The 20,780-nt window shown below is 69.6% G+C and carries 19 protein-coding genes; 8 read left to right on the top strand and 11 right to left on the bottom strand.

Annotated features, from left to right (window positions below):
- The coding region (locus tag AOK16_RS04375; protein WP_157859104.1) for an AMP-binding protein at positions 1–914 on the bottom strand (914 nt) is incomplete at its 3' end.
- Between the two features lie 174 nt (positions 915–1,088).
- On the opposite strand from AOK16_RS04375, the gene AOK16_RS04380 reads away from it, so the two are divergent.
- Both AOK16_RS04380 and AOK16_RS04385 read left to right on the top strand, forming a co-directional pair.
- Positions 1,089–2,213, top strand: a complete 1,125-nt coding sequence (locus AOK16_RS04380) for an acyl-CoA dehydrogenase family protein (protein WP_055470887.1) — start codon at positions 1,089–1,091, stop codon at positions 2,211–2,213.
- Positions 2,214–2,229: 16 nt separating this feature from the next.
- The gene (locus AOK16_RS04385; RefSeq protein ID WP_055470888.1) at positions 2,230–2,643 is read left to right on the top strand and encodes a RidA family protein; all 414 of its coding nucleotides are present in this window, start codon (positions 2,230–2,232) and stop codon (positions 2,641–2,643) included.
- A 28-nt stretch (positions 2,644–2,671) separates the two neighbouring features.
- Here AOK16_RS04385 and AOK16_RS04390 read toward each other — a convergent pair whose 3' ends face one another.
- Positions 2,672–3,430 (bottom strand): DUF3472 domain-containing protein, encoded by a 759-nt coding sequence (locus AOK16_RS04390; RefSeq protein WP_157859105.1) that lies wholly within the window; start codon positions 3,428–3,430, stop codon positions 2,672–2,674.
- Between the two features lie 267 nt (positions 3,431–3,697).
- Positions 3,698–5,701 carry a glycoside hydrolase family 127 protein gene (locus tag AOK16_RS04395; RefSeq protein ID WP_240483361.1) on the bottom strand — a complete coding sequence of 668 codons (2,004 nt, stop codon included), beginning with the start codon at positions 5,699–5,701 and terminating at the stop codon, positions 3,698–3,700.
- Between the two features lie 429 nt (positions 5,702–6,130).
- Between AOK16_RS04395 and AOK16_RS04405 the strand changes: the two genes are divergently transcribed.
- Positions 6,131–7,186 (top strand): DMT family transporter, encoded by a 1,056-nt coding sequence (locus AOK16_RS04405; protein ID WP_079101054.1) that lies wholly within the window; start codon positions 6,131–6,133, stop codon positions 7,184–7,186.
- Here the strand turns inward: AOK16_RS04405 and AOK16_RS04410 are convergent.
- The 7 genes from AOK16_RS04410 to AOK16_RS04440 all read right to left on the bottom strand — a co-directional run bounded on the left by AOK16_RS04410 (position 7,148) and on the right by AOK16_RS04440 (position 13,438).
- Positions 7,148–8,320, bottom strand: coding sequence for a nitric oxide synthase oxygenase (locus tag AOK16_RS04410; RefSeq protein WP_276202473.1), 1,173 nt, complete (start codon positions 8,318–8,320; stop codon positions 7,148–7,150). The genes AOK16_RS04405 and AOK16_RS04410 overlap by 39 nt on opposite strands.
- On the bottom strand, positions 8,317–9,480 hold the full coding sequence (locus AOK16_RS04415; RefSeq protein ID WP_240483362.1) for an MFS transporter: 1,164 nt from the start codon (positions 9,478–9,480) through the stop codon (positions 8,317–8,319). Before AOK16_RS04415 ends, AOK16_RS04410 begins: the two co-directional genes overlap by 4 nt.
- Positions 9,481–9,563: 83 nt before the next feature.
- Positions 9,564–10,274, bottom strand: a complete 711-nt coding sequence (locus tag AOK16_RS27980; protein WP_055470892.1) for an NUDIX domain-containing protein — start codon at positions 10,272–10,274, stop codon at positions 9,564–9,566.
- A gap of 64 nt (positions 10,275–10,338) precedes the next feature.
- Positions 10,339–10,842: an SLOG cluster 4 domain-containing protein gene (locus tag AOK16_RS26310; protein WP_107098268.1), complete on the bottom strand. Its 504-nt coding sequence runs from the start codon at positions 10,840–10,842 to the stop codon at positions 10,339–10,341.
- 6 nt (positions 10,843–10,848) lie between these two features.
- Positions 10,849–11,157 (bottom strand): hypothetical protein, encoded by a 309-nt coding sequence (locus AOK16_RS04430; RefSeq protein WP_055470894.1) that lies wholly within the window; start codon positions 11,155–11,157, stop codon positions 10,849–10,851.
- Positions 11,158–11,193: 36 nt separating this feature from the next.
- Entirely contained in the window at positions 11,194–11,814 is a 621-nt protein-coding gene (locus AOK16_RS04435; RefSeq protein ID WP_079101056.1) for a GTP cyclohydrolase I, read from the bottom strand.
- Between the two features lie 235 nt (positions 11,815–12,049).
- Entirely contained in the window at positions 12,050–13,438 is a 1,389-nt protein-coding gene (locus AOK16_RS04440) for an STM4012 family radical SAM protein (RefSeq protein ID WP_055470896.1), read from the bottom strand.
- 169 nt (positions 13,439–13,607) lie between these two features.
- Between AOK16_RS04440 and AOK16_RS04445 the strand changes: the two genes are divergently transcribed.
- The 5 genes from AOK16_RS04445 to AOK16_RS27005 all read left to right on the top strand — a co-directional run bounded on the left by AOK16_RS04445 (position 13,608) and on the right by AOK16_RS27005 (position 18,982).
- The gene (locus AOK16_RS04445; RefSeq protein ID WP_240483363.1) at positions 13,608–14,744 is read left to right on the top strand and encodes a DUF1152 domain-containing protein; all 1,137 of its coding nucleotides are present in this window, start codon (positions 13,608–13,610) and stop codon (positions 14,742–14,744) included.
- A 562-nt stretch (positions 14,745–15,306) separates the two neighbouring features.
- Positions 15,307–17,058 (top strand): hypothetical protein, encoded by a 1,752-nt coding sequence (locus AOK16_RS04450; RefSeq protein ID WP_055470898.1) that lies wholly within the window; start codon positions 15,307–15,309, stop codon positions 17,056–17,058.
- A 289-nt stretch (positions 17,059–17,347) separates the two neighbouring features.
- Positions 17,348–17,503: a hypothetical protein gene (locus tag AOK16_RS27000; protein WP_157859107.1), complete on the top strand. Its 156-nt coding sequence runs from the start codon at positions 17,348–17,350 to the stop codon at positions 17,501–17,503.
- Positions 17,504–17,793: 290 nt separating this feature from the next.
- The gene (locus tag AOK16_RS04455) at positions 17,794–18,570 is read left to right on the top strand and encodes a glycosyltransferase (RefSeq protein ID WP_157859108.1); all 777 of its coding nucleotides are present in this window, start codon (positions 17,794–17,796) and stop codon (positions 18,568–18,570) included.
- Positions 18,533–18,982 carry a DUF998 domain-containing protein gene (locus AOK16_RS27005; protein WP_055470900.1) on the top strand — a complete coding sequence of 150 codons (450 nt, stop codon included), beginning with the start codon at positions 18,533–18,535 and terminating at the stop codon, positions 18,980–18,982. The genes AOK16_RS04455 and AOK16_RS27005 overlap by 38 nt, the downstream gene beginning before the upstream one ends.
- A 125-nt stretch (positions 18,983–19,107) precedes the next feature.
- On the opposite strand, the gene AOK16_RS04465 is transcribed toward AOK16_RS27005, so the two are convergent.
- Positions 19,108–20,634: a helix-turn-helix domain-containing protein gene (locus AOK16_RS04465; RefSeq protein WP_055470901.1), complete on the bottom strand. Its 1,527-nt coding sequence runs from the start codon at positions 20,632–20,634 to the stop codon at positions 19,108–19,110.
- Positions 20,635–20,780: the final 146 nt, after the last annotated feature.

Here is a 20,780-nt window from a genome sequence, read left to right on the forward strand (position 1 = left end):
CCCGCCCCCAGCTCTTCGAGCATGGCCCGGTACGCCGTCGGCGCGGTGAACAGCACCGACACCCGGTGCCGCCCCACCGCCGACAGCAGCTCCCGCGGCCCCGGCCGCTCCAGCAACAGCGCGGCCGCCCCGGCCCGCAGCGGGAAGACGACCAGCCCGCCGAGCCCGAAGGTGAAGCCCAGCGGCGGGCTGCCCGCGAACAGGTCGTCGGGGCGGGGGCGCAGTACGTGCGCCGAGAAGGTGTCGGCGATGGCCAGCACATCGCGGTGGAAGTGCATGCACCCCTTGGGGCGGCCGGTGGTTCCGGAGGTGAAGGCGATCAGCGCCACATCGTCGGAGGATGTCTCGATCGCGTCGTAGGAATCGGGTTTACCGGCGCACCGGAACATGAGGTCTGCCGGCCCGCCTCCGCCATAGGCGGTGATCCGCAGCCCGGGAACCTCCGCCCGCACCAGATCGTCCACCGACCGGATGTCGCACAGCGCGTGTCGCACCCGGGCCGCCGCGCAGATGTGCGCGAGCTCCAGGGGCCGCTGCGCCGCGAGCACGGTCACGGCCACCGCGCCCGCCTTCATCACCGCGAGCCAGCAGGCCGCCAGCCAGGGCGAGTTGGGGCCGCGCAGCAGGACCCGGTTGCCGGGCACCACCCCGAGGTCCGAGGCGAGGACGTGCGCGATCCGGTCGACCCGCCCGCGCAGTTCGCCGTACGACCAGACGGCTCCGGTGCCGTCCACGAACCCCGGCCGGTCGGGCCCGAACCGCTCCACGGCGCGGTCCAGCAGCTCGGCGCCGCAGTTGAGCCGGTCCGGGTAGCGCAGCTCCGGCAGGTCGAAACGCAGGAGCGGCCACTGGTCCCGCGGTGGGAGGTGGTCGCGCGCGAAGGTGTCCACATGCGCTGAGGCCCTGAGCTCCATGGGCTGCGCCCCCTTGAACGCGGGTCCGATGGGGCCGTGCGGTTGCGTTCGAGCGTAACGTGATGGTGACGGCAGTCAACGGTTCGCGATAATCGCCCCGTAGGAACCCCGCATTTGATCCGCGCTCGACCCCCACTCGACCCGCGCTCGACCCGCCCCCAAGGGAGGCCGCCCATGGCCGCATTCGCTCTGGAACCGGACCAGTTGGAGTGGTGCGCGGGGGTACGCGATCTGGCCGCGCGGCAGCTCCGCCCTCTCGCCGAGAAGGGCGAACCGGGCCGGGTGAACCGGCCCTTGCTGGCCGCCCTCGGTGAACTCGGCCTACTGGCAAGGGTGTTCACGAAGTCGCAGCGGGTCTCGGCCCTCGACCTCTGCCTCCTGCGCGAGTCCCTGGCCCGGGAGTGCACGGCCGCCGAGACCGCGCTCGCCCTCCAGGGCCTGGGCGCGCACCCCGTCGTCCAGGCGGGCAGCCGGGAGCAGCGCGAGCGCTGGCTCCCGGAGGTCGCGGCGGGCCGGGCCGTCGCCGCCTTCGCGCTGTCCGAGCCCGGCGCGGGCTCCGACGCCGCGGCGCTCGCCCTGGCCGCCGAGCCCGACGGGCCCGGCCGCTGGCGGCTCACGGGCGAGAAGCGCTGGATCTCCAACGCGCCCGAGGCCGACTTCTACACGGTGTTCGCGCGCACCGGCGAGGCCGCGGGCGCCCGCGGGATCACCGCCTTCCTCCTGCCCGCCGACCGCCCCGGCCTCTCGGGCGAGCACCTGGACATGCTCAGCCCGCACCCCATCGGCACCCTGCGCCTGCACGGTGTCCCCGTCGGCGCGGCGGACCTGCTCGGCGAGCCCGGCCGCGGCTTCGCCGTCGCGATGCGCACCCTCGACCTGTTCCGGCCGAGCGTGGGCGCGTTCGCCGTCGGCATGGCGTACGCGGCAATCGACGCAGCCCTCGCCCACGCCGCGCGGCGCACCGCGTTCGGCGGCCCGCTGCGCGAACTCCAGTCTGTGTCCCACCAGTTGGCAGAGATGGCGACCCGCACCGAAGCGGCCGCACTCCTCGTCCGCGCGGCCGCGGCGGCCTACGACGCGGGCGCTCCGGACGTCGCCAAGCGCTCGGCCATGGCCAAGCTGTTCGCCACCGAGACGGCGCAGTACGTGGTCGACGCCGCCGTCCAGATCCACGGCGCCCGCGCCCTCCAGGCCGGGCACCTGCTCGAACACCTCTACCGGGAGGTGCGGGCGCCGCGGATCTACGAGGGTGCGACCGAGGTCCAGCGCACGGTCATCGCCAAGGAGCTGTACCGATGACCGAGGAGCTGTACCGATGACCGACCCCACCTGGTCCCTGGCGCGCATCAACCCGCCCGAGCTGTCCCCACCGACCGGTTTCAGCCACGCCGTGGTGGTCACCGGCGGGCGGCTGGTGTTCCTGGCCGGGCAGACCGCCCTGGACGGGGAGGGGGAACTCCTGGGGGAGACCCTCCCCGACCAGTTCGCCGTGGCCCTGGCCAACCTGCTCGCCGCGCTGCGCGGCGCGGGCGGGGCGCCCGAGCACCTCGCCCGCGTCACGGTCCACACCACCGACGTCGCGGCCTACCGTGCGCACGCCCCCGAACTCGGCCTGATCTGGCGGCGGTTGGCGGGCCGCGACTACCCGGCCATGGCGGTGATCGGGGCCGTCCGGCTCTGGGACGAACAGGCGCTGGTGGAGCTGGACGGCATGGCGGTCATCCCGTAGCGCCTGAGCGTGAACAAGGCTGTCGGGGTCAGCCCGTAGTCCCGGTGAGGCCGGTCGAGCCGATCGTGTAACCGGCCTTGTCCTTGCAGGGGCCGAGGAGGAGGGCGCTGGTGAAGGAGCCGCGGAGGCTGCTGCCGTTGCCCTGCGGGTTGGAGAAGTACGCCGAGGCCTTCGGCACCGCGTTGCAGTCGGCGACCTGCTGCCAGGCCTCCATGAACATCGTTCCGTTCGGCTTGAGCTTGCCCGCGGAGGAGGAGACGGTCCAACTGCCGATGTGCGTGTTCGCGCCCGTCACGCTGTCCCAGACGATGCCCTCCCACTTGCTGCCGCCGATGTTCTGCACCTTCAGCCGGTACTGCCGCCCCGTCTGGTGCGGGTAGACGATGGCGCAGCTGACCCCGTCACCGCCGTCGGCGCCCGCGCGGCAGTTGGGGTCGGTGGTCGAGGCGCCGGCGCCGAAGATGCTGAACAGCGCGAGGTCGTTCCCGTCCGGGCGGGGCTGCATCCCCATGTATCCCACCTGGCCGTTCTTGAAGTAGAAGGCCTGGGCGAAGAACATGTTGATCGTGGGTTCCTGATTGATGGTCAGGTGGTAGCTGATGTTGTCCAGGCCGTCGGCGGGTGCGCCGGGGATCGTGTGGTAGGCGTTGATCAGATGCTTCGGCGTCACGGCGGCGGCTGCCGTCCCCGTCGAGTACGTCAGCACGGACAGCGCCCCCGCGAGCACCCCCGCGGCGAGCCCCGCTCGCCTCAACAGACCTCTGCCGATTCCTCGTTGTGCGGTCATGAGTCCTCCCGTTCCCTTTTGTTCGGTCCGGTCAGTGCGGCAGCAGAGTGGCAGCGGGCCGGGAGGGCGGCAAGGTCTGGACCCATTCCCCCACGGTTGCTTCACGGAGTCCCGCCCCCGCAACGCCACAAGTTCCGCGCGCCGTCACTTCGGTGCGGGAGCGGTCACCGGGCCGGGTGGTGGGGAGGGCCGGCCTCGCGGGGCGAGTCCGCGGCCGCCGGTGCCGGCGAGCGGGAGCTACACACCGATCCCGGCGAGGGGGGGGAGCTACACACCGGTGCCGGCGAGTGGGATCCACACCCGCATGGGGCCCTCTTCGCGGTGAGCCCACAAGTGGTAGGGGACCGCGATGAGTTCGACCGATCCGGCGGGGGCACCGGCGCCCGGCCCACCAGTTTCCGCCGCACCCGCGTCCGAGGCGGTCGCCACCTCCCCGTACGGCCACCAGCCACCATCCGGTGCGGCCGCCACCCGCCCGGTGGCGGTCACCGCGACCACCCCACTCGGAAGGCCCGGCCCTTCGCCTTCGCCCAGCGGTCCGGCCGGGTCGAGCCGGAGCTCGTCGAGGCGGATGCCGTCCGGCTGGTCGACCCGCTCCACGCAGTACACCAGCGGCCCGCGCTCGATGGCCGCACAGCCTCGCACCGCGTCCGCCTGCACGGGGCCGGCCGTCAGCCGGGGCGCCAGGTCGAGGTCGAGGACGACGGTGTCACCGGGCCGCCAGGTGCGCCGCAGCCGCAGCCAGCCGTCGGCCACGGCCTCGCGGTCCACCTCCTCCCCGGCGGCGCTTGCCGTCCAACGGCCCGCCGCCCACTGCGGGATGCGCAGGGCGAGGGCCCGGTCCGCGCCCGGGGCTTCGGTCACGGTGACGCGGATCCGGCCGTTCCAGGGGTAGTCGGTGGCGACCTCGACGCCGAAGCCGTCGGCCGCGTACGACCCCGTCGCGTACTGGTGCAGGACGAGCCCGTCGGCCTCGGCGGCGGCGAAGTAGTGGGGGAGGGAGGCGAGCAGGCGCATGACGTTCGGCGGGCAGCAGGCGCAGCGGAACCAGCGGGTCCGGAAGGCCGTGTGGTCGCCTTCGTCCCGCAGGTGGCCTTCGCGCACCTGGAGCGGGTTGATGTAGAGGTACCGCTCGCCGTCGAGCGAGACGCCCGACAGGAACCCGTTGAACAGCACGCGCTCCAGATGGTCGGCATAACGCGCCCGGCCCGTCGCCAGCAGCAGGCGCCAACTCAGCATGGCGGAGGCGATGGCGGCACAGGTCTCGGTGTACGCCCGCTCGGAGGGCAGCTCGTACGGGTCGCCGAAGGTCTCGCCGCTGTGGTGTGAACCGATACCGCCGGTGAGGTAGGTCTTGGTCGCGGCCATCTCCTCCCACAACCGCTCCGCCGCCTCCAACAGCGAGGCGTCACCGGTCTCCACGGACACATCCACCACACCCGCCAGCAGGTACAGCTGCCGCACGGCGTGCCCGGCAACGGCCTCCGCCTCGCGTACGGGCGCATGGTCCTGCCAGTAGCTGCGCCCCCACCGCCCACCCGGCAGCAGCCCGTGACCCCGGCGGTCGATGAAGTACCGGGCCCGCTCCAGGTATCGCCGCTCCCCGGTGCAGCGATACAACTCCACCAGCGCCGTCTCGATCTCTGGGTGACCGCAGACCCCGTCGATCCGCCCCTCCTCCTGCCCGAAAGCGGCATCGATCCGGTCCGCGAACCGCCGTGCCACGTCGAGGAGTTCGGTACGGCCCGTGGTCCGGTGGTGGGCGACCGCGGCCTGGACGAGATGGCCCGCGCAGTACAGCTCGTGGCCCGACGCGAGCTCCTTGAAGCGCGACCCGGGCCGTACCACCTGGTAGTACGAGTCCAGGTAGCCGTCCGGCTCCTGCGCCTCGGCCAGCAGCTCCGCCACCTCCGCGACCTGCGCCGCGAACCGCTCGGCCCGCTCCGGCTCGGTGGCCGGATCACCCAGCTGCCAAGCCACCGCCTCCAGCCACTTGTAGACGTCCGAATCCATGAACGGACAGCCGGCGTTGGCGTACTCGCCCTCCGCCGTACCCGCCGCCAGCCGCAGGTCGTGCAGGTTCCCGGCCTCCGCCAGCCGCTCGTAGCCGTCGGGGATGCTCACGCCCGCGTTCACGGCACGGCGCGCCTCCCACAGACCGCCGGTGATCCGGGCCTCCGGTACGGGACGGAGCGCGGTCCGGGACTCCTTGGTGAGGGCGAGGGGCCCGCCGGAGAGGGCCGGCCGGGCGGGGGCGGGGTGCATGGCCATGCGGGTGCTCCTTGGGATGCGGCTCGGCGGGGGAGGGGCGTAGAGAGGCGAGGAAAGGGCTTTCCTTGATTCCTTCGAGGAAGGTAGGACCGGGGCTCAGGAGGGGGCAAGAGCCCGGTACGAGGCCGTCCGCCCGTGCGCCGCCTCCCCGTGCCGCTGGGCGCCGAGGACGCGCTCGGCGCGGGGGAGACATCGGTCTTCCTGCGCGACACCCGCGGTGATGCCATCCACGAGCGCCACTACCTCCAGGCGCCGCAGGGTGATGTGGCAGGAGGCGACAACCGAACCTGCCTGGCACAGCCGGATGTTGGGAGCTTCTCGCTATGGGTGCACGATGCAATGACTCGTTAGCGTCAGCGGCAGGAGTCGTCGAAGCCCAGGCACAGCCGGGCCGCGCACCGTGCTGCTCGGCACGTTGAGACGAGGGGTATGGCCCGCGAAGACTTCCAACTCAGTGGTGAGGACGCCCAGTTCAGTGGTGAAGACGCCCGGTTCGGCGGCATCGTGCAGGTCCTGGCGGCGGCGGTTCTGTGGGGCACTGTGGGACCCGCGCAGCTCATCGCCCATGCCGATGTCTCTCTCGTGAGCCTGGGTGCGTGCCGGATGCTGCTGGGCGGGGCGGTGCTGGGCCTGTTCACTGTGCGGGCCGCGGGGCTGCGTACGCTGTGGCAGCCGGCGACCCGGTGGTGGATGCTGGCCGGTGTCCTGGTGACTGCCGCCTTCCAGGTCTGCTTTCTGGAGGCGGTGGACCGTACGGGGGCGGCACTGGCCACGGTGGTGACCTTCGGGACCGTGCCGGTGATCACCGGGCTCTGCGCGTGGTGGTTCGAGCGGGAGAGAACCTCCGTGGCCGGGTGGTGCGGCACCGCGTGCTCACTCGTGGGTATCGGTGTGCTGCTCGTACCGGACGCGGCCGCTCAGGTGGATGTGACCGGCGTGCTGCTCGGCATCGCGTCGGGCAGCAGCTTCGGCACCTACATCGCGGCCACCCAGCAGCTCGCCCGGCGCGGTGCCGACACCACGGCGGCGGCGCCGATGAGCGTGCTGTGTGCCGGAGTTCTTCTGTCACCGTGGCTGTTTGCGGTGCCCGGCGGTCTGGGGGCGCCGCGTGCGGTGCTGTTGATCAGCTGGCTGGCGCTGGGCACGACGGCGCTGGGATATCTCCTTTTCGCCCGCGGCGTCACCCGGATCAGCGCTGCCACCGCGGGCACGCTGAGTCTCGGCGAACCGCTGGTCGCGGCAGTGCTGGGCGTCGCGCTGCTGGGCGAGCGGCCGGGTGCGGTGGCGGCCTGCGGGGCGGCGCTGCTGCTCGCCGGTCTGATCGCGGTCTCCCTGCCGGCACGCGGCCGGACGACGCAGGGCGGGACAGCGCCGGACGGGAAGGCGCCGGCTGCTGCCGCGAGCGGAGGGAGCAGGGAGGCCAAGGCTGGTTCCCGGCGCGGCACATCAAAAGTCGCGCCCAGGCGGGCGCGCCGCAGGCCCTGAGTCGGCCGGTGCCTTCGGTTGGTCGACAAACGCCGGGTAGCGCTGCTCGGTGTCGTAGTAGCGGTGGAACACGGGGGTTGCGGCGCCGGAGACGGGTGGCACGATCCACGACCAGTCGGCGCCGACGGTCCGCCCGGCTCGTTCCTCGCGAGCGATGTGCGTCAGGAAGTGGCGCGATTCGGTGTGGTGATCGCTGATGGTGACTCCTGCCTTCTCAAAGGAGTGGAGCACGGCGAGGTTCAGCTCCACCAGTGCGCGGTCCTTCCACAACGAGCGGTCGTGGGAAGTGTCCAGGCCCAGTCGGCGGGCGATATCGGGCAGCAGGTTGTAGCGGTCGGTGTCAGCCAGGTTGCGGGCACCGATCTCCGTGCCCATGTACCAGCCGTTGAAAGGGGCGAGCGGGTAGCGTACGCCGCCGATTTCCAGTCGCATCCCGGAGATGACCGGCACCGCGTACCAGCGCACACCCAGCCGGGCGAACCACTCGTACTCGGGGTGTTCGATCGGAACCTGGAGCACGGCGGAGTCCGGCAGGTCGAACCACCGCGGCTTGTCGTCGCGCCCGTGCACGATGAGAGGCAGGACATCGAAGGGAGTGCCCGGGCCGCCGGGCCAGCCCAGATTCTGCGCGGCGGCCGTGATATCGACGCTGACCGGGTCGCCGAGGATCGAACCGTCGGAGCGTGTGTAGCCCGCGTAGCGCACGAGCTGGTCGTTCCATATCCGCGGGGCCGGCCGCCGGGGGAGCTCCGGGGCGAAGACGGTGACGCACGGACGTATTCGTCCGCCGTTGGTGGCCTGGCACAGGTGCCGGACGATTTCCCGAGAGATCTGGTCGGCGCTGTCCACCTTCCGCCGGTCGCGCACGATCAGCGACTGCCAGTACAGACGGCCGATGCAGCGGATGCTGTTGCGCCAGGCGACCTTGGCGCCGAAGTCCAGTTCCTGCGCCGTGTGCGTGTACGTCCCGGTGCGCGAGATCTCTGCGGCCACCTCGGCCAGTCTCCGGTCCGCGGAACCGGCCTCGGGACGCTCGCGGTGATACAAGGTCACGAACTCCTCCGCCAGCGCCCGGACCGCTTCCGGTCCTGCGGAGGCGGTGTCGGAGTGGCAGCGCTCCTCCTCCGGACTCACGGGGTTCGCCTGTGCCGGGAGCGTTGGCGGAGCGCCGAGATCGCCCACAGTGAGGTCGTCGCCGCCCCGAGTGCCGCCCCGAGCACCGAGACCCCGGTCCAGCCGAGCCGGGCGTAGGCCAGGGAGGCGAGCGCCGACCCTGCGGCTCCGGCCAGGAAGTACGTCGTCATGTAGGCCGCGGTGAGACGGGACCTGATCTCCGGCGCCAAACGGTAGATCTCGCTCTGGTTGGTGATGTGCAGGGCTTGAGCCGCGAGATCGAGCACCACGATGCCCAGGGCCAGGGCCGGCAGCAGTGCGCTGCCCAGCCCGAGGGGGATCCACACGGCGAGCAGCAGTACGGAGGAGACACCGGTCACCTTGTGTGCCAGTCCCCGGTCCGCGAGGCGCCCGGCGCGTGCCGCGGCCAGCGCCCCGGCCAGGCCGAACAGGCCGAACAGGCCGATGACCCCGGGCGAGTAGCCGTACGGCGGGGCGGAGAGCAGGAAGGTCAGGGCGGTCCACAGCACGCTGAAGGCCCCGAACGACAGTGCCCCGTACACCGCCCGCAGCCGTAGCACCGGTTCCCGGGCGAACAGGTGGAACACCGAGGCCACGAGGTGCCGGTAGCCGGGAGCGCCCCTCTCCTGATACCGGGGCAGGAAGACCGCCGCCGTTGCCGCCAGACAGGCCATCATGACCGCGGCGCACCAGTAGACGGCGTGCCACCCGGCCCACTGCGCCAGCGCACCGGCCACGGTACGGGCGAACAGGATGCCGCACAGCAGCCCCGCCATGACGGTGCCCACGACGCGCCCGCGCTGATCAGGAGCGGACAGGGACGCGGCATAGGGCACCATCACCTGGGTGGTGACGGAGCACAGCCCCACCAGTCCTGCTCCCAGGAAGAGGGCCGGCTCCGATCGGGCGCTGGCCATGAGCACCAGGCTCACGGCGCAGGCCGAGGACAGGATGACGATCAGCCGGCGCCGTTCGAGCAGGTCGCCGAGGGGAAGGACGAGGAGCAGTGCCACCGCGTAGGCGCTCTGTCCCACCGTGACCAGCAGGCCGGCCTGTCCTTCCGGCAGGCCGAGGTCGCGGCCGATGTCGCCGAGCAGCGGCTGCACGTAGTAGTTGTTGGCCACGGACAACCCGGTGCCGACGGTGAGCAGCAAGACCACGCCGCGTCCCAGAACGGGCGCCGGGCGTTGTCGCGTGGGGTGTGGTGTGAGCGGTGTGGTCATGGCCGCTTTCCTTTTACGAGTCACGGTGGGCGGTGCTCCTGAGCCTGTACGGCGGCCAGTTCCTGCTCGATCCCCCGCCCCTGCCAGCGGGGGTGGACCAGGATCCGGTCCTTCGCTGCCGGGTCACCGTTCGGCGGCAGGCCCGCACAGCCCACGAGGAAGCTCCCCAGTGCCGCTACGTGCGTCCGGGGGCCGAGGCCCCCGGTGGCCGGGTGGCCGGCGGCGCCGTCGCCCAGGGCGTGTGACTTCAGCAGGCGCCGGATCTCCTGGCCGTCCGCCGCGGTCGCCTCCCTGATGTGCGGGACGGCCGACCGGCCGTGTGGTGCGGCGGGAAGCAACTCCCGGAGGATGGCGGCATGGTCGAAGGCGAAGTGCTGCTCCGCTGCGGGGTCCGGGAAGCCGCGCGGGGGGACGGGCAGCGGCTGCCACCACGCCGCCGCTGCGTCCCCGCCGCCGTGCACCTGCTGCGGCTGCGGCAGCAGCGCCGCGTAGACCAGGCTTACGTAGCGTCCTCTGGGGTCGCGGTCCGGTGAGGTGCGCCAGGACAGCGGAATGAGTTCGGTGTCGGTGGCGCGCAGCCCGGTTTCTTCCTGTAGTTCGCGGCGGGCCGCAGTTGTCGCGTCCTCGTCGGCGCCGACCTTTCCGCCGGGAAGCGCCCACCGGCCCTGGAACGGTTCCTTGCCCCTGCGAACCAGCAGGATGTGCCAGTTGTCACCGTCGTGGGCCAGCATCACCAGGTCGACGGTCAGGATGACGGCGCTCAGCGGGCACTCCTTGTGGTTGTCCGCACGCCGGCTACCCGAGATCAGAGGTGGAGGCGGCGGTGAAAGCGTGCAGGCGCGCGGAGAGTTCGCCCGAGGACGCGAGGTACTCCACCCCCGGGAGGCGGGTGGTGTGCTCGCCCACTGCCCATACGGTCTTGCCGGCGTCGACGGCCACGATCATCTCCTGGAGGGCTCCGTGCGAGCCCGGGACAGCGATCATGGCGTTGACGACGCTGGCCAGCACGATGTTGCGGCCGTTGGCGGTCAGACCGGTGTCCAGCCGGATATCCACCTCGGTGTGCGGCTGGGTCGTGCGGTTCGAGACACCTGGAAGCAGGCTCAGCACGCGGCCTCCGTTCTCCTTTGCACCGCGAGCCGCTGCTTCCATCGCTCCTCCGAGCCCACCGGTCACCAGAAGGCAGTCGGGCAGCCGTGCGACGGTCCCTCCCACCTCGTGGGCCAACTGGTACACCGGTGGTGGGCAGTTGCGTCCCTTGCCGACCACGGCGATGAGGATATCCGGCCATTTCTCCATGGGGCCTCAGTTCTTCTTCTTGCGCAGGCCGAGGGCGAAGAGCGCGTCGACGAAGCCGATCAGCCGCTTCTCCCGCCTGATCTTCGGCGAGTTGTCGGGGTGCTCTCCCTGAGCGGCGTACGCGTGCATGCGTTCTTCGGAGATGGCGACCAGCCTGCGGCCGATCTCCTGGAACTGCTGCGCGTCGATGCGCCCTTGGTCGAGGGCGGCAGTGCATCTCTCGTACGCCGCCAAGGGGCCCACGGTATGGACAGAACAGGTGTGCAGTGCCTGTCGCATCTGGTCGGCGAGCCGGCCCACGTCTTCGTCGGCCACGGACGCCGACGGTGCTCCTCGGTCCATTCGGCTCGCCTATCTCCCCAGGAAGGCCGGTTTCTCCGCGACGGCACTGGCCCACAGCGGCGACCAGTAGCGCTCCTCGCACAGTGCGCCGCGCCGCTCGATCACCGTGACGACTTCCTGGCTCGGGGCATTGGTGCGCAGCGCGATGCAGCAGTGCGCACTGCGCAGGACCATGGCGATTCCCTTCGGCTGCAGCCGCGCCTCCAGGAAGTTCACCGCATCGACCACCAGGCGCTCGTTGAGCTGAGGCTGACGCGCGAGGTAGTTCAGCCCCTTCTTGAGCTTGGAGTAGCCGGCCACTTTGCGGTCGGGAACATATCCGACATGGGCGACCCCGAAGGCGGGCGCCAGATGGTGTTCGCACAGCGAGACGTAGTGCACGTCGTTGACCAGGATCAGGTCCTGCATTCCGGGGTTGTCGAAGACCTTGAAGTCCTCTTCGATGTCGATGTCGCCCGGATTGATCGACTGGGCATACAACTCCGCCACCCGGCGCGGAGTCTGCGACATCACCTCGCTCTTGTCACCCTGGCCGAGACCGCGCAGCAGTTCGCTGATGGCGTTCTCGATCACGTCCACGTCCACCGGCTTGGGGGGAAGCGGTAAATGAGGTTGCTGGGATTCAGCCATGGTGTCATCCTCCAGGTCTTTGGGCCCGCTTTGTGGGCGGAACTCTCCAGGACGCGTCTTTTAGAGTCTGCACGGAACGATCGTTTGGCAGAGGCTAGAAACCGGATGGGAGCGAGTCAACCGGTGAGCAGCGAAAACACGCCAGGTGTTCGTGTGGTGCCCGCGCACGGAAATTCCCCGATGGCACAGGCCATTTCGTGGCCTCTCCGTGCGCGGGGCACCGGGGTTCGCTGCGCTACTTGTCCTGGTAGCTCGCCATGGCTTCGTTGACCAGGGGGGAGAAGAAGAGCGGGCCGATCGCATCCGCCCAGGCCATCCCCTCCCGGGTGAGTTTCAGCGCGGTGTTCTCGTCGGCGGCGAGCCACTGCCTTTCGCGGAGCAGGGCGAACTCTGTCGCGAAGTCGTCCTGGGGCGCCGTACCGAACAGCTTCCGGTAGTCGGTGACCGGCAGGCCGACGGTCTCCAGCAGCCGCTGCAGGACATACATCCGGCGCCGTTCCCCGTCGTCCATCCGGAAGGCCCACTGGGCCCGGCGGAACTCTTCGGAGGGGGTGGCGATGTAGTCGTCGATGATGCGCCGCACTTCGGGCACGGCCACCGCGTAATCGGTGGTGTAGTGCAGGGAAGTGGTGAACGAACGGGCGCCGACGCCGAGTCCCACCATGCCGGCCTGCTGGTTGTACTCGTCGATGCTCGCGTCTTCCCCCGGGGCGCCGGCGGGTGTCCCCAGCCGTCGGAAGACCCGCATCGAGGTCTGCTCGTAGCCGGCGGCCAGCAGGTAGTCGCGGCCGTACCGGTACAGGCGCAGGCGTTGCTCGTCCCACAGCCTGCCGTCCTTGTCGTGCCGGGTGCTCAGACCGGTCAAGGGGCGTACGTAGAGCGGGTACAGGTAGATCTCCTCCGGCTCCCAGGCCAGCGCGGCATCGAGGGAGATACGGAAGGAGCGCTCTGTCTGGCCGCCGATGCCGTAGATGAGGTCGATGTTCAAGACGGGGAAGCCGGCCTCGCGCAGCCGGGCCAGGGCCGTCTCCACCTCCGCGCGTTTCTGCGGTCGTACGGCGGCGCGGGCTTCCTCGTCGATGAAGCTCTGTACACCGATGCTCAGCCGGGTGGCGCCGCGCTCGGCGAGCACCGCGAGCCGGTCGGCGGTCGCGGTGGCCGGAGAGGTCTCCACCGACCAGGGGATGGCTCTGAGGTCTGCCCCCATCACGTTCTCGCAGATGTCGCAGAGCCGGGTGAGCTCTACGGGGGTGAGATAGGTGGGGGTGCCGCCGCCGAAGGCGGACATCAGGAAGCGAACCGGCCGCCCGCTTGCGTCTGTCGCTTCACGGGTCACCCGCGCTTGCCGTCCCAGCGTGTCCAGAAACGCGCTGGTGACGTCTTCCGGGGCGCCGGTACGGGTGAACAGATTGCAGAATCCGCAGCGCATCTCGCAGAACGGTATGTGCACGTAGAGCGAGAGGGAGTCAAGCTGCTCGTTCCTCCACAACTCGCTCAGTAACGGCCCGTTCTCCAGCCGCCGGTAGGCTTTTTGATGGGGATAGGCGTAGACGTACTGCTGGTAGGGAGTCTGCGGCAAAACTAATCTGCCCGAGGCCAGTTGGATGGGGGCAGAGGCGGCCATGGACAACACCTTCCCTCTCTTGACAAGGGAGCTGAAGTACGACTCTGCGGACACGGTAGCGGTCAGGTACACGCATACGTAAGCATGGCGGGCCACCTCTCGGAGTGGCCCGGGCATTTTCGGTCAGTGGACGGACGGACACCGGGAACGACCCAGGGGGTCAAGGCATTTGACTGCGAAACTTCTGATTGCCGCCGGAGGCGGCGGGGACGCGATCACCACCGCGATGGTCCACGCGGCTCTGCACGGTGACGACGCTCCCGCCCTCATCCTGACCTATGCCTGGGAACGCCTGGTGGTCGATCCGGTACCCGGCCCCAGACGCCGCACGGACTTCACCGGCACCGAACGCGTCGGTGACCAGGTGCACCTGATCACGCCCGGGTCGGCCCCCATCCCTCCCGCGGGCTCACTGCTGCCTCGGCTCGCGGCCGACCTGCGGCCCGCGCTCGGCCTCATCGACCCGTACGAGGGCACGGTGGGCCTGGCCCTCCAGATCGCCCAAGCCGCCGAATACTGCGGCGCCGACCGCGTCGAAATCGTCGACGTCGGCGGGGACGTGGCGGCCGACGGCAGCGAACCCACCCTGCGCAGCCCGCTGGGCGACGCGCTCGTCGTGGCGGCGTGCCTGCGCACCGGTATACCGGCCGCGGTGCACATCGCCGGCCCCGGACTCGACTCCGAGGTGCCCGAAGCCGTACTGCTGCCCCGCCTGGGCCTCCCGGAGTTCACCCTCACCGCCGCACACACGAACTGCGTCGGCAACGTCTTCGACTGGCACCCCTCCGAGGCGAGCGCCCTCCTGGTGGCCGCGGCCCGCGGCATACGGGGTGTCTGCGGTACCCGCGACGCGCCGGACCCGGTCGTGCTCAGCCCCGCCAGCGCACACGTCTACCGGCTCCCCTTGGCCCGTGTCCTGGAGATCAACCGGCTGGCCCAGGCGCTCGACGGCACTGCCGACCTGGCGGAAGCCGAGGAAGCCAGCCGCTCGGTGTGCGGTTTCTCCGAGGTCGCCCGCGAGCGCGAGCGCGCCCGTCAGCGGTGTGCGGCGCGAGGCAGTACGCGGCGAGAGGGCGGTGCACCGGACGCCGCCTCCCCCTACCAGCGGTTCGTCGAGTGGGAGCAGCGCACCGCGGCCACCGGCATCCAGTACGTCACCACCCGCCGGTTCGCCGAGGAACTGGGCCTCTCCCAGGGCGCACTGACGGCCCTCCGCAACCAGCTGAAGAACACCGCTCCCGCGCGCTCCGCACCACCTCTGTGGCAGCTGCACTCCGATGGACAGCTCACCCGGGAGAAGAGCTGAAGCCGGCGACGCCCACAGGCGCAAGATCCCCGAGAAGTCCAACGAATGCCGCCGCACCTTCCCTGACCCGCTCGACTCGTAACTTTAGTCAGCCCAGTTCCTTACTTCCTGCATGGCTCGTGGCGGAAACGACCTCTTAGGCTTGTGGGGATCCCGGTCTGACGCAGAGAATCAACCTGCCATTTCGCGAGAAGTCCTCCGCGTCTCCAGAGCTCGTTTCGAAAGGCTCGGCGCCAGGCCGAGCGACTGCAAATCGGATTCGATATTGAATTCAGCGCGAGAAGCGGCGCGAAATCAGGGGATAGACCCCGCGAACTACGACTACCTTTTTGTTGATATCACGAAGCACACCGGATGCAATTGGGGTGCCCAGGGTTCCATGCCCGGAAACTGGATCGTGTCCAACGCCGAGGGCCACAAGTCGTGGATGTGGATGCACGAGTTCGGACACAATCTCGGATTCAACCACCCTCTTACGCTACGGGGCTGCCCTGTGTCGGGGGACGTGACGCGGATCAACGGCAGCTGTACCCAAGGAGCGACTGACGATCCGGGAGACCCCGTGGGCGGTGGCGGCAAGCGACTCTACCCGGCCAGTTACCGGCAGTACGCGGGCTGGCTCTCCGGTTCCCAGATGATCCCGATCCGCACCAGCGGGTCGTACCAGCTGGGCGTCCTGGGGAAGGACGGTGTCCAGGAGTACCGGATCGACCGGGGCAACGGCTCCACTCTGTCACTGGAATTCCGTCGCCCCAAGCCGCCCTATGACGACTTTGCCTCGGACGACCCGCTGGTGAACGGCGTCACCGTGCGTATCGTCAGCGGGGACGGCAGGCACAACACGCTCGTCGACGCCACTCCCGCAACGTCGAGCACCAAGGACGCCCCCCTGGCGGCGGGCAAGATCCTGGTGGACGAGGTCGCCAAGGCGGCCGTCCGGGTCTGCTCGGTGGGCGACAACGGCGCTGACCTCAGGGTTGCCATCGGTGACACCTCGCCCGCCGACTGCAAAGACACGGAGGAGCTGACGGCTCCGACCGTGGCCAAGGCCGAGATCACCGGGGTCCGTCAGTCCACGGGTGAGGTGGTCCGCGACATTTCCGGCACTGGTGTGCCGGGGGCGATCGTGCAGTTCCTGCGGAACGATGGCAGGTGGGAGAACAACATGGCCACGGTCGAGGCCGATGGCACCTGGTCGCGGATCAACACTGTCTACGGTGCCGATGATGGCGTGACGGTTCGGCAGACCAAGGATGGTGAGACGTCCGACGCCTCCCCGAAGAAGTCCTACACGATTGCCAAGCCGACGATCGCCCTGGCGGAAATCCGAGTGAATGGTGCGAACTCCGAGCTCTCCTATCACGCTGCCGGCAAGGGAGTGCCAGGTGCTCGAATCCAGGTAGCGAACGCGTCCGGCGGCTGGACAGACCGCAACGTTGTCGGCGGAGACGGCTCCTGGTCATTCTCTGGCGGGTACGGTAACGCTTTTGCACGCGTCCGGCAGGTGCTCGACGGCATCACATCAGCCGCTTCGGATGATGGGGAGTGGAAGGTCCCGACCCCGACGATCTCCTCCGCTCAGATCACGGGCGTGGACGGGAGCGGCAAGACGCAGTACGCGCTGGAAGGCACCGGTCTGGCACATACCACGGTGCAGATCAGGAATGGTTCTTCCTGGGTGGACTCGGTGAAGGTGGGTCAGGACGGCAAGTGGTCGGTAGCCAAGTCCACCGCGACGCAAGACACCTCCGGTGCGGTGGTGCGTGTCGCGGGCAGCATCGGCGGCGTCACCCACTACTCGGCGGCTTCCGCGAAGAAGTCCTACACGATTGCCAAGCCAACCATTACCTCGCCCGGTGATGGAGCCACGGTGCAGGCCTCGTTCACCGCACATGGCAAGGGCGTATCCGGTGCCCAGGTCTCGGCCAAGATCGAAGGCGTGACCAAGAGCGTGACCGTGAACGCGAACGGCGACTGGACAGTCGACTTCACTGGCGTGGCCGGGGGCAAGCAGGAGCTGTCCGTCTCCCAGTCGCGTGATGGCCTGGTCTCCCCGGCAGAGCGGCGCAACATCACGGTTGCGGGCTCGGCCCCGGGGACGCCGCCCTCCTCTTGTGGGGGTGCCCCGGCCTGGGATTCCTCCAAGATTTACTGGGGCGGTGACCTCGTGTTCGACGTGACCGACGTCAACAATCCGTCGGCGGGATACACCGTCTACCGGGCTGCTTGGTGGAACGTGAATGTCCGCCCAGTGACCAACAACGGCCCCTGGGGCAAGGAGTGGATCCTGGTAGGCACCTGCCAGGCTCCCTGACGCGAGAACGCTCCGGCCCTCACTGGAGCCCGTGACTGCAGTCCAGTCACGGGCTCCGGTGCGCCTCACTCGGCGTGGGTGCGGGCGCGGGTCGTCGAACAGGTCTTGCCCGAGGCGGGATCGGAGCTTGTGGGTGGTGGTGTGCGGTCCGGCTCGGATACCCCTGGAAGAGATCAACGACCTGCGTCGTCGAATGATGGGAGTGGCCACTCAAGAGTCTTCCAACGTCCCTCGATTTTCATCTTTGGGCGTCGGAGGGAGCCGAGTCGATCACACCATGCTCTTGTGCATGCCCGAGAAAACCTCGCCCGAGTCAAGCCTGCACGGTTCCGCTGATCTATCCGTCGTGCCGGTGAGCCCTGGCGTCGATGATTGGATTCCGTCGGCCGACGAACTCGTCCAGGCCATCGTGGAGGTCATGAACCAGCGGTGCCGGACGAATTGAACAGCCATCATTCGTCGTTTGCCGAATATCCGGTGTGAGACCGCCGGGCAGACGTCCGCCGTTGCATGAGCCGCGTTCGTCGCCCCCATGGCGCCTACCACAGATGGTTGCAGCAAGCGGGCACGGCATGAGCTTGCTCGCCTGACTTCTCTTGCAGTCGTCCAGGTTCCCGGGCGCGCAGTCCACCGGAGAGCTCATCAGAGTCCGACGCCGCTGCAGGCAAGAGGAGTCCCATGCCCGCGTCCCTTCCGCTGCACCCTGCCTCCGGCACCCGCGCACAGTCTGCCGCGGTGATCGACAGCTCGGCTCCCCGCGTACTGATCGCCGTCGACGCCTATCCGTCGGACTCCCGCGAGGCCGCCCATTTCACTCGCCAACTGATCTCCGAACTGGCGGCGAAGGGGCATGAGGTGCATCTCGTGTGCCCGTCGGATCGGGGCCGTCCGAGGGTGGAGCGAGTGGACGGCGTCATCGTCTACCGTCTGCGCTCCCTGCCTGCGCTGATGCAGCCAACACGACGAGTGGTCATGCGTCTTGGGCTGCGTACCTGTGTCGAGCGGCTGATCGACCGGATTGCTCCCGATGTGCTGCATGTGCAGAGCCACTCCGTGATCGGCCGGGCCGTGGCCGGCGCCGCACGGCGTGCGGGGCTGCCCGTGGTGGCGGACACCAGCCATCGCCTGTTGCAGCGGGTGCGGGCAGGACAAGGGCTCCGCCTCGACGCCAAGCCCGTCACCCGCGGCGTCGACCCGGCTCACGTCCGCCCTTCTGGCACACTCACGGAGGGAACTCGCGCCCGTTTCCGCCTGCCCTGTCGGGACAAGGTGCCGGGGGCGCGGCGGCAGTCGTCGTCATGGGCCAGGCTCTCCGTCGCCGGGCTCGGGTTGGCCCTGGCCATGCTGGCCACCGTGCACGTGCCGGGCAACCGGGACCCGATCCGTGACGTCATCAGCTACTACGCCTTCGACTCGGCGACCGTCTGGCCGTACTACAGTTGGCGGGCTGTCGCTTGCGACCGGCACGTTCGCCTTGGGCATCGCCCTCCACCGGCTGCTGCCGCGGGGTAGCGGTCCTGCTTGCGCCCTGATCATCACCGGCGCGAGCACCCTCCTGCTGTCCGTGCTCTTCCCCACCGATCCGCCGGAGGTGGTGACTCCGCATGGTCTCGTCCACCGGTACGCCGCCATGACGGCTGGCCTGGTCGTCCCCGCGGCCGGCTCGCTCCTCGCCCGTCGCCTGCGGACAGTTCCTGGCTGGGCGCACACCAGCCGTCATGTCGGGAGGGCCGCCATCACGTGCTGGGTCAGTCTGCTGGCCTTCCTGGCCAGCCAAGTGCCGACGTGGTCTGAGGTAGCAGCCAGGACGGAGAGCATGAGATGGCACGGGGGAGGCCTGTTCGAGCGGATCCTGATGGTGTCCGAAATCGTGATGCTGATGATTCTCGCGGTGCGGGCAGCGCAAATTCGCCCGAGAACCTGAGGCGGCGCGGACGACGGCCCCTTCCCCACAGATGCGCCGCGGACAACGGACTTTCCCACAGATACGCCACCGCCCCGGTCTGACTCGCTTGATTGCGGGCAGACCGGGGCGGCGGCATTCACCGATCAGATGTCCCGGAAGATTTCGATCTGGGCGCCTACTGAGTTGAGGCGTTCCGCCAGGTCCTCGTAGCCGCGGTTGATGACGTAGACGTTGCGGAGGACCGAGGTGCCCTCCGCGGCCATCATGGCCAGGAGGACGACGACCGCCGGGCGCAGGGCGGGCGGGCACATCATCTCGGCGGCGCGCCAGCGCGTCGGGCCCTCGACCAGCAGGCGGTGGGGGTCGAGGAGTTTGACGTCCGCGCCCAGCCGGTTGAGGTCGGTGAGGTAGATCGCGCGGTTGTCGTAGACCCAGTCGTGGATCAGTGCCGAGCCCTGGGCGGTGGCCGCGATGGCCGCGAAGAACGGCACGTTGTCGATGTTGAGCCCGGGGAACGGCATCGGGTGGATCTTGTCGATCGGCGCCCGCAGTTTGGAGGGGCGCACGGTGAGGTCGATCAGCCGGGTACGGCCGTTGTCCGCTGGGTACTCCCCGGTCCTCTCGGTGTCGAGGCCCATCTCGTCCAGGACGGCCAGCTCGATCTCCAGGAACTCCACGGGAACCCGGCGGATCGTCAGTTCGGACTCGGTGACCACGGCCGCGGCGAGCAGGCTCATCGCCTCCACCGGGTCCTCCGACGGCGCGTAGTCGACGTCGCGGTCGATGTGCGCGACGCCGTGCACGGTCAGTGTCGTGGTGCCGATGCCCTCGACCTTGACGCCCAGTTGCTCCAGGAAGAAGCACAGGTCCTGGACCATGTAGTTGGAGCTGGCGTTGCGGATGACGGTGACGCCGTTGTGGCGGGCGGCGGCCAGCAGCGCGTTCTCGGTCACGGTGTCGCCGCGCTCGGTCAGCACGATCGGGTGGCCGGGGGCGGCCCGGTCGACCTGCGCGTGGTACATCCCGTCGGTCGCGGCGACTTCGAGCCCGAAGTGGCGCAGCGCGGTCATGTGCGGCTGGACGGTCCGGGTGCCGAGGTCGCAGCCGCCCGCGTACGGGATCCGGAACCGCTCCACCCGGTGCAGCAGCGGGCCGAGGAACATGATGACGCTGCGCGTCCTGCGCGCCGCCGCCATGTCCATTGCGTCCAGGTCGAGTTCGGCGGGCGGGACGATCTCCAGGTCCCCGTCGTCGTTGAGCCAGCGGGTGCGGACCCCGATGCTGCCCAGCACTTCGAGGATCCGGTAGACCTCCTCGATCCGCGCCACCCGCCGCAGCGTCGTACGGCCGGAGTTGAGCAGCGAGGCGCACAGCAGCGCGACGCATGCGTTCTTGCTCGTCTTGACGTCGATGGCGCCCGACAGCCGGCGCCCGCCGACCACGCGCAGATGCATGGGGCCCGCGTAGCCGAGCGAGACGATCTCGCTGTCGAGGGCCTCCCCGATGCGGGCGATCATCTCAAGGCTGATGTTCTGGTTACCGCGCTCGATCCGGTTCACGGCGCTCTGGCTGGTGCCGAGCGCCTCGGCGAGCTGGGTCTGCGTCCAGCCCCGATGCTGGCGCGCGTCACGGATGAGCTTCCCGATGCGTACGAGGTAGTCGTCTGCCATGGGGCTGAGGTTATATCACTTGTGAGATGAGCCCCCTGTTGAACGTGAGGCGCCAGGGCCGTACGGGGGAGTGGTTCCGCTCGCATGGCGGAGTGGCCGACCGGGCCGTCGCGTCGCGCTCGGGCCGCCGCGGCATGACCGTGGGG

The organism is Streptomyces pathocidini (assembly GCF_001418495.1).
Classification (GTDB): Bacteria; Actinomycetota; Actinomycetes; order Streptomycetales; family Streptomycetaceae; genus Streptomyces; species Streptomyces pathocidini.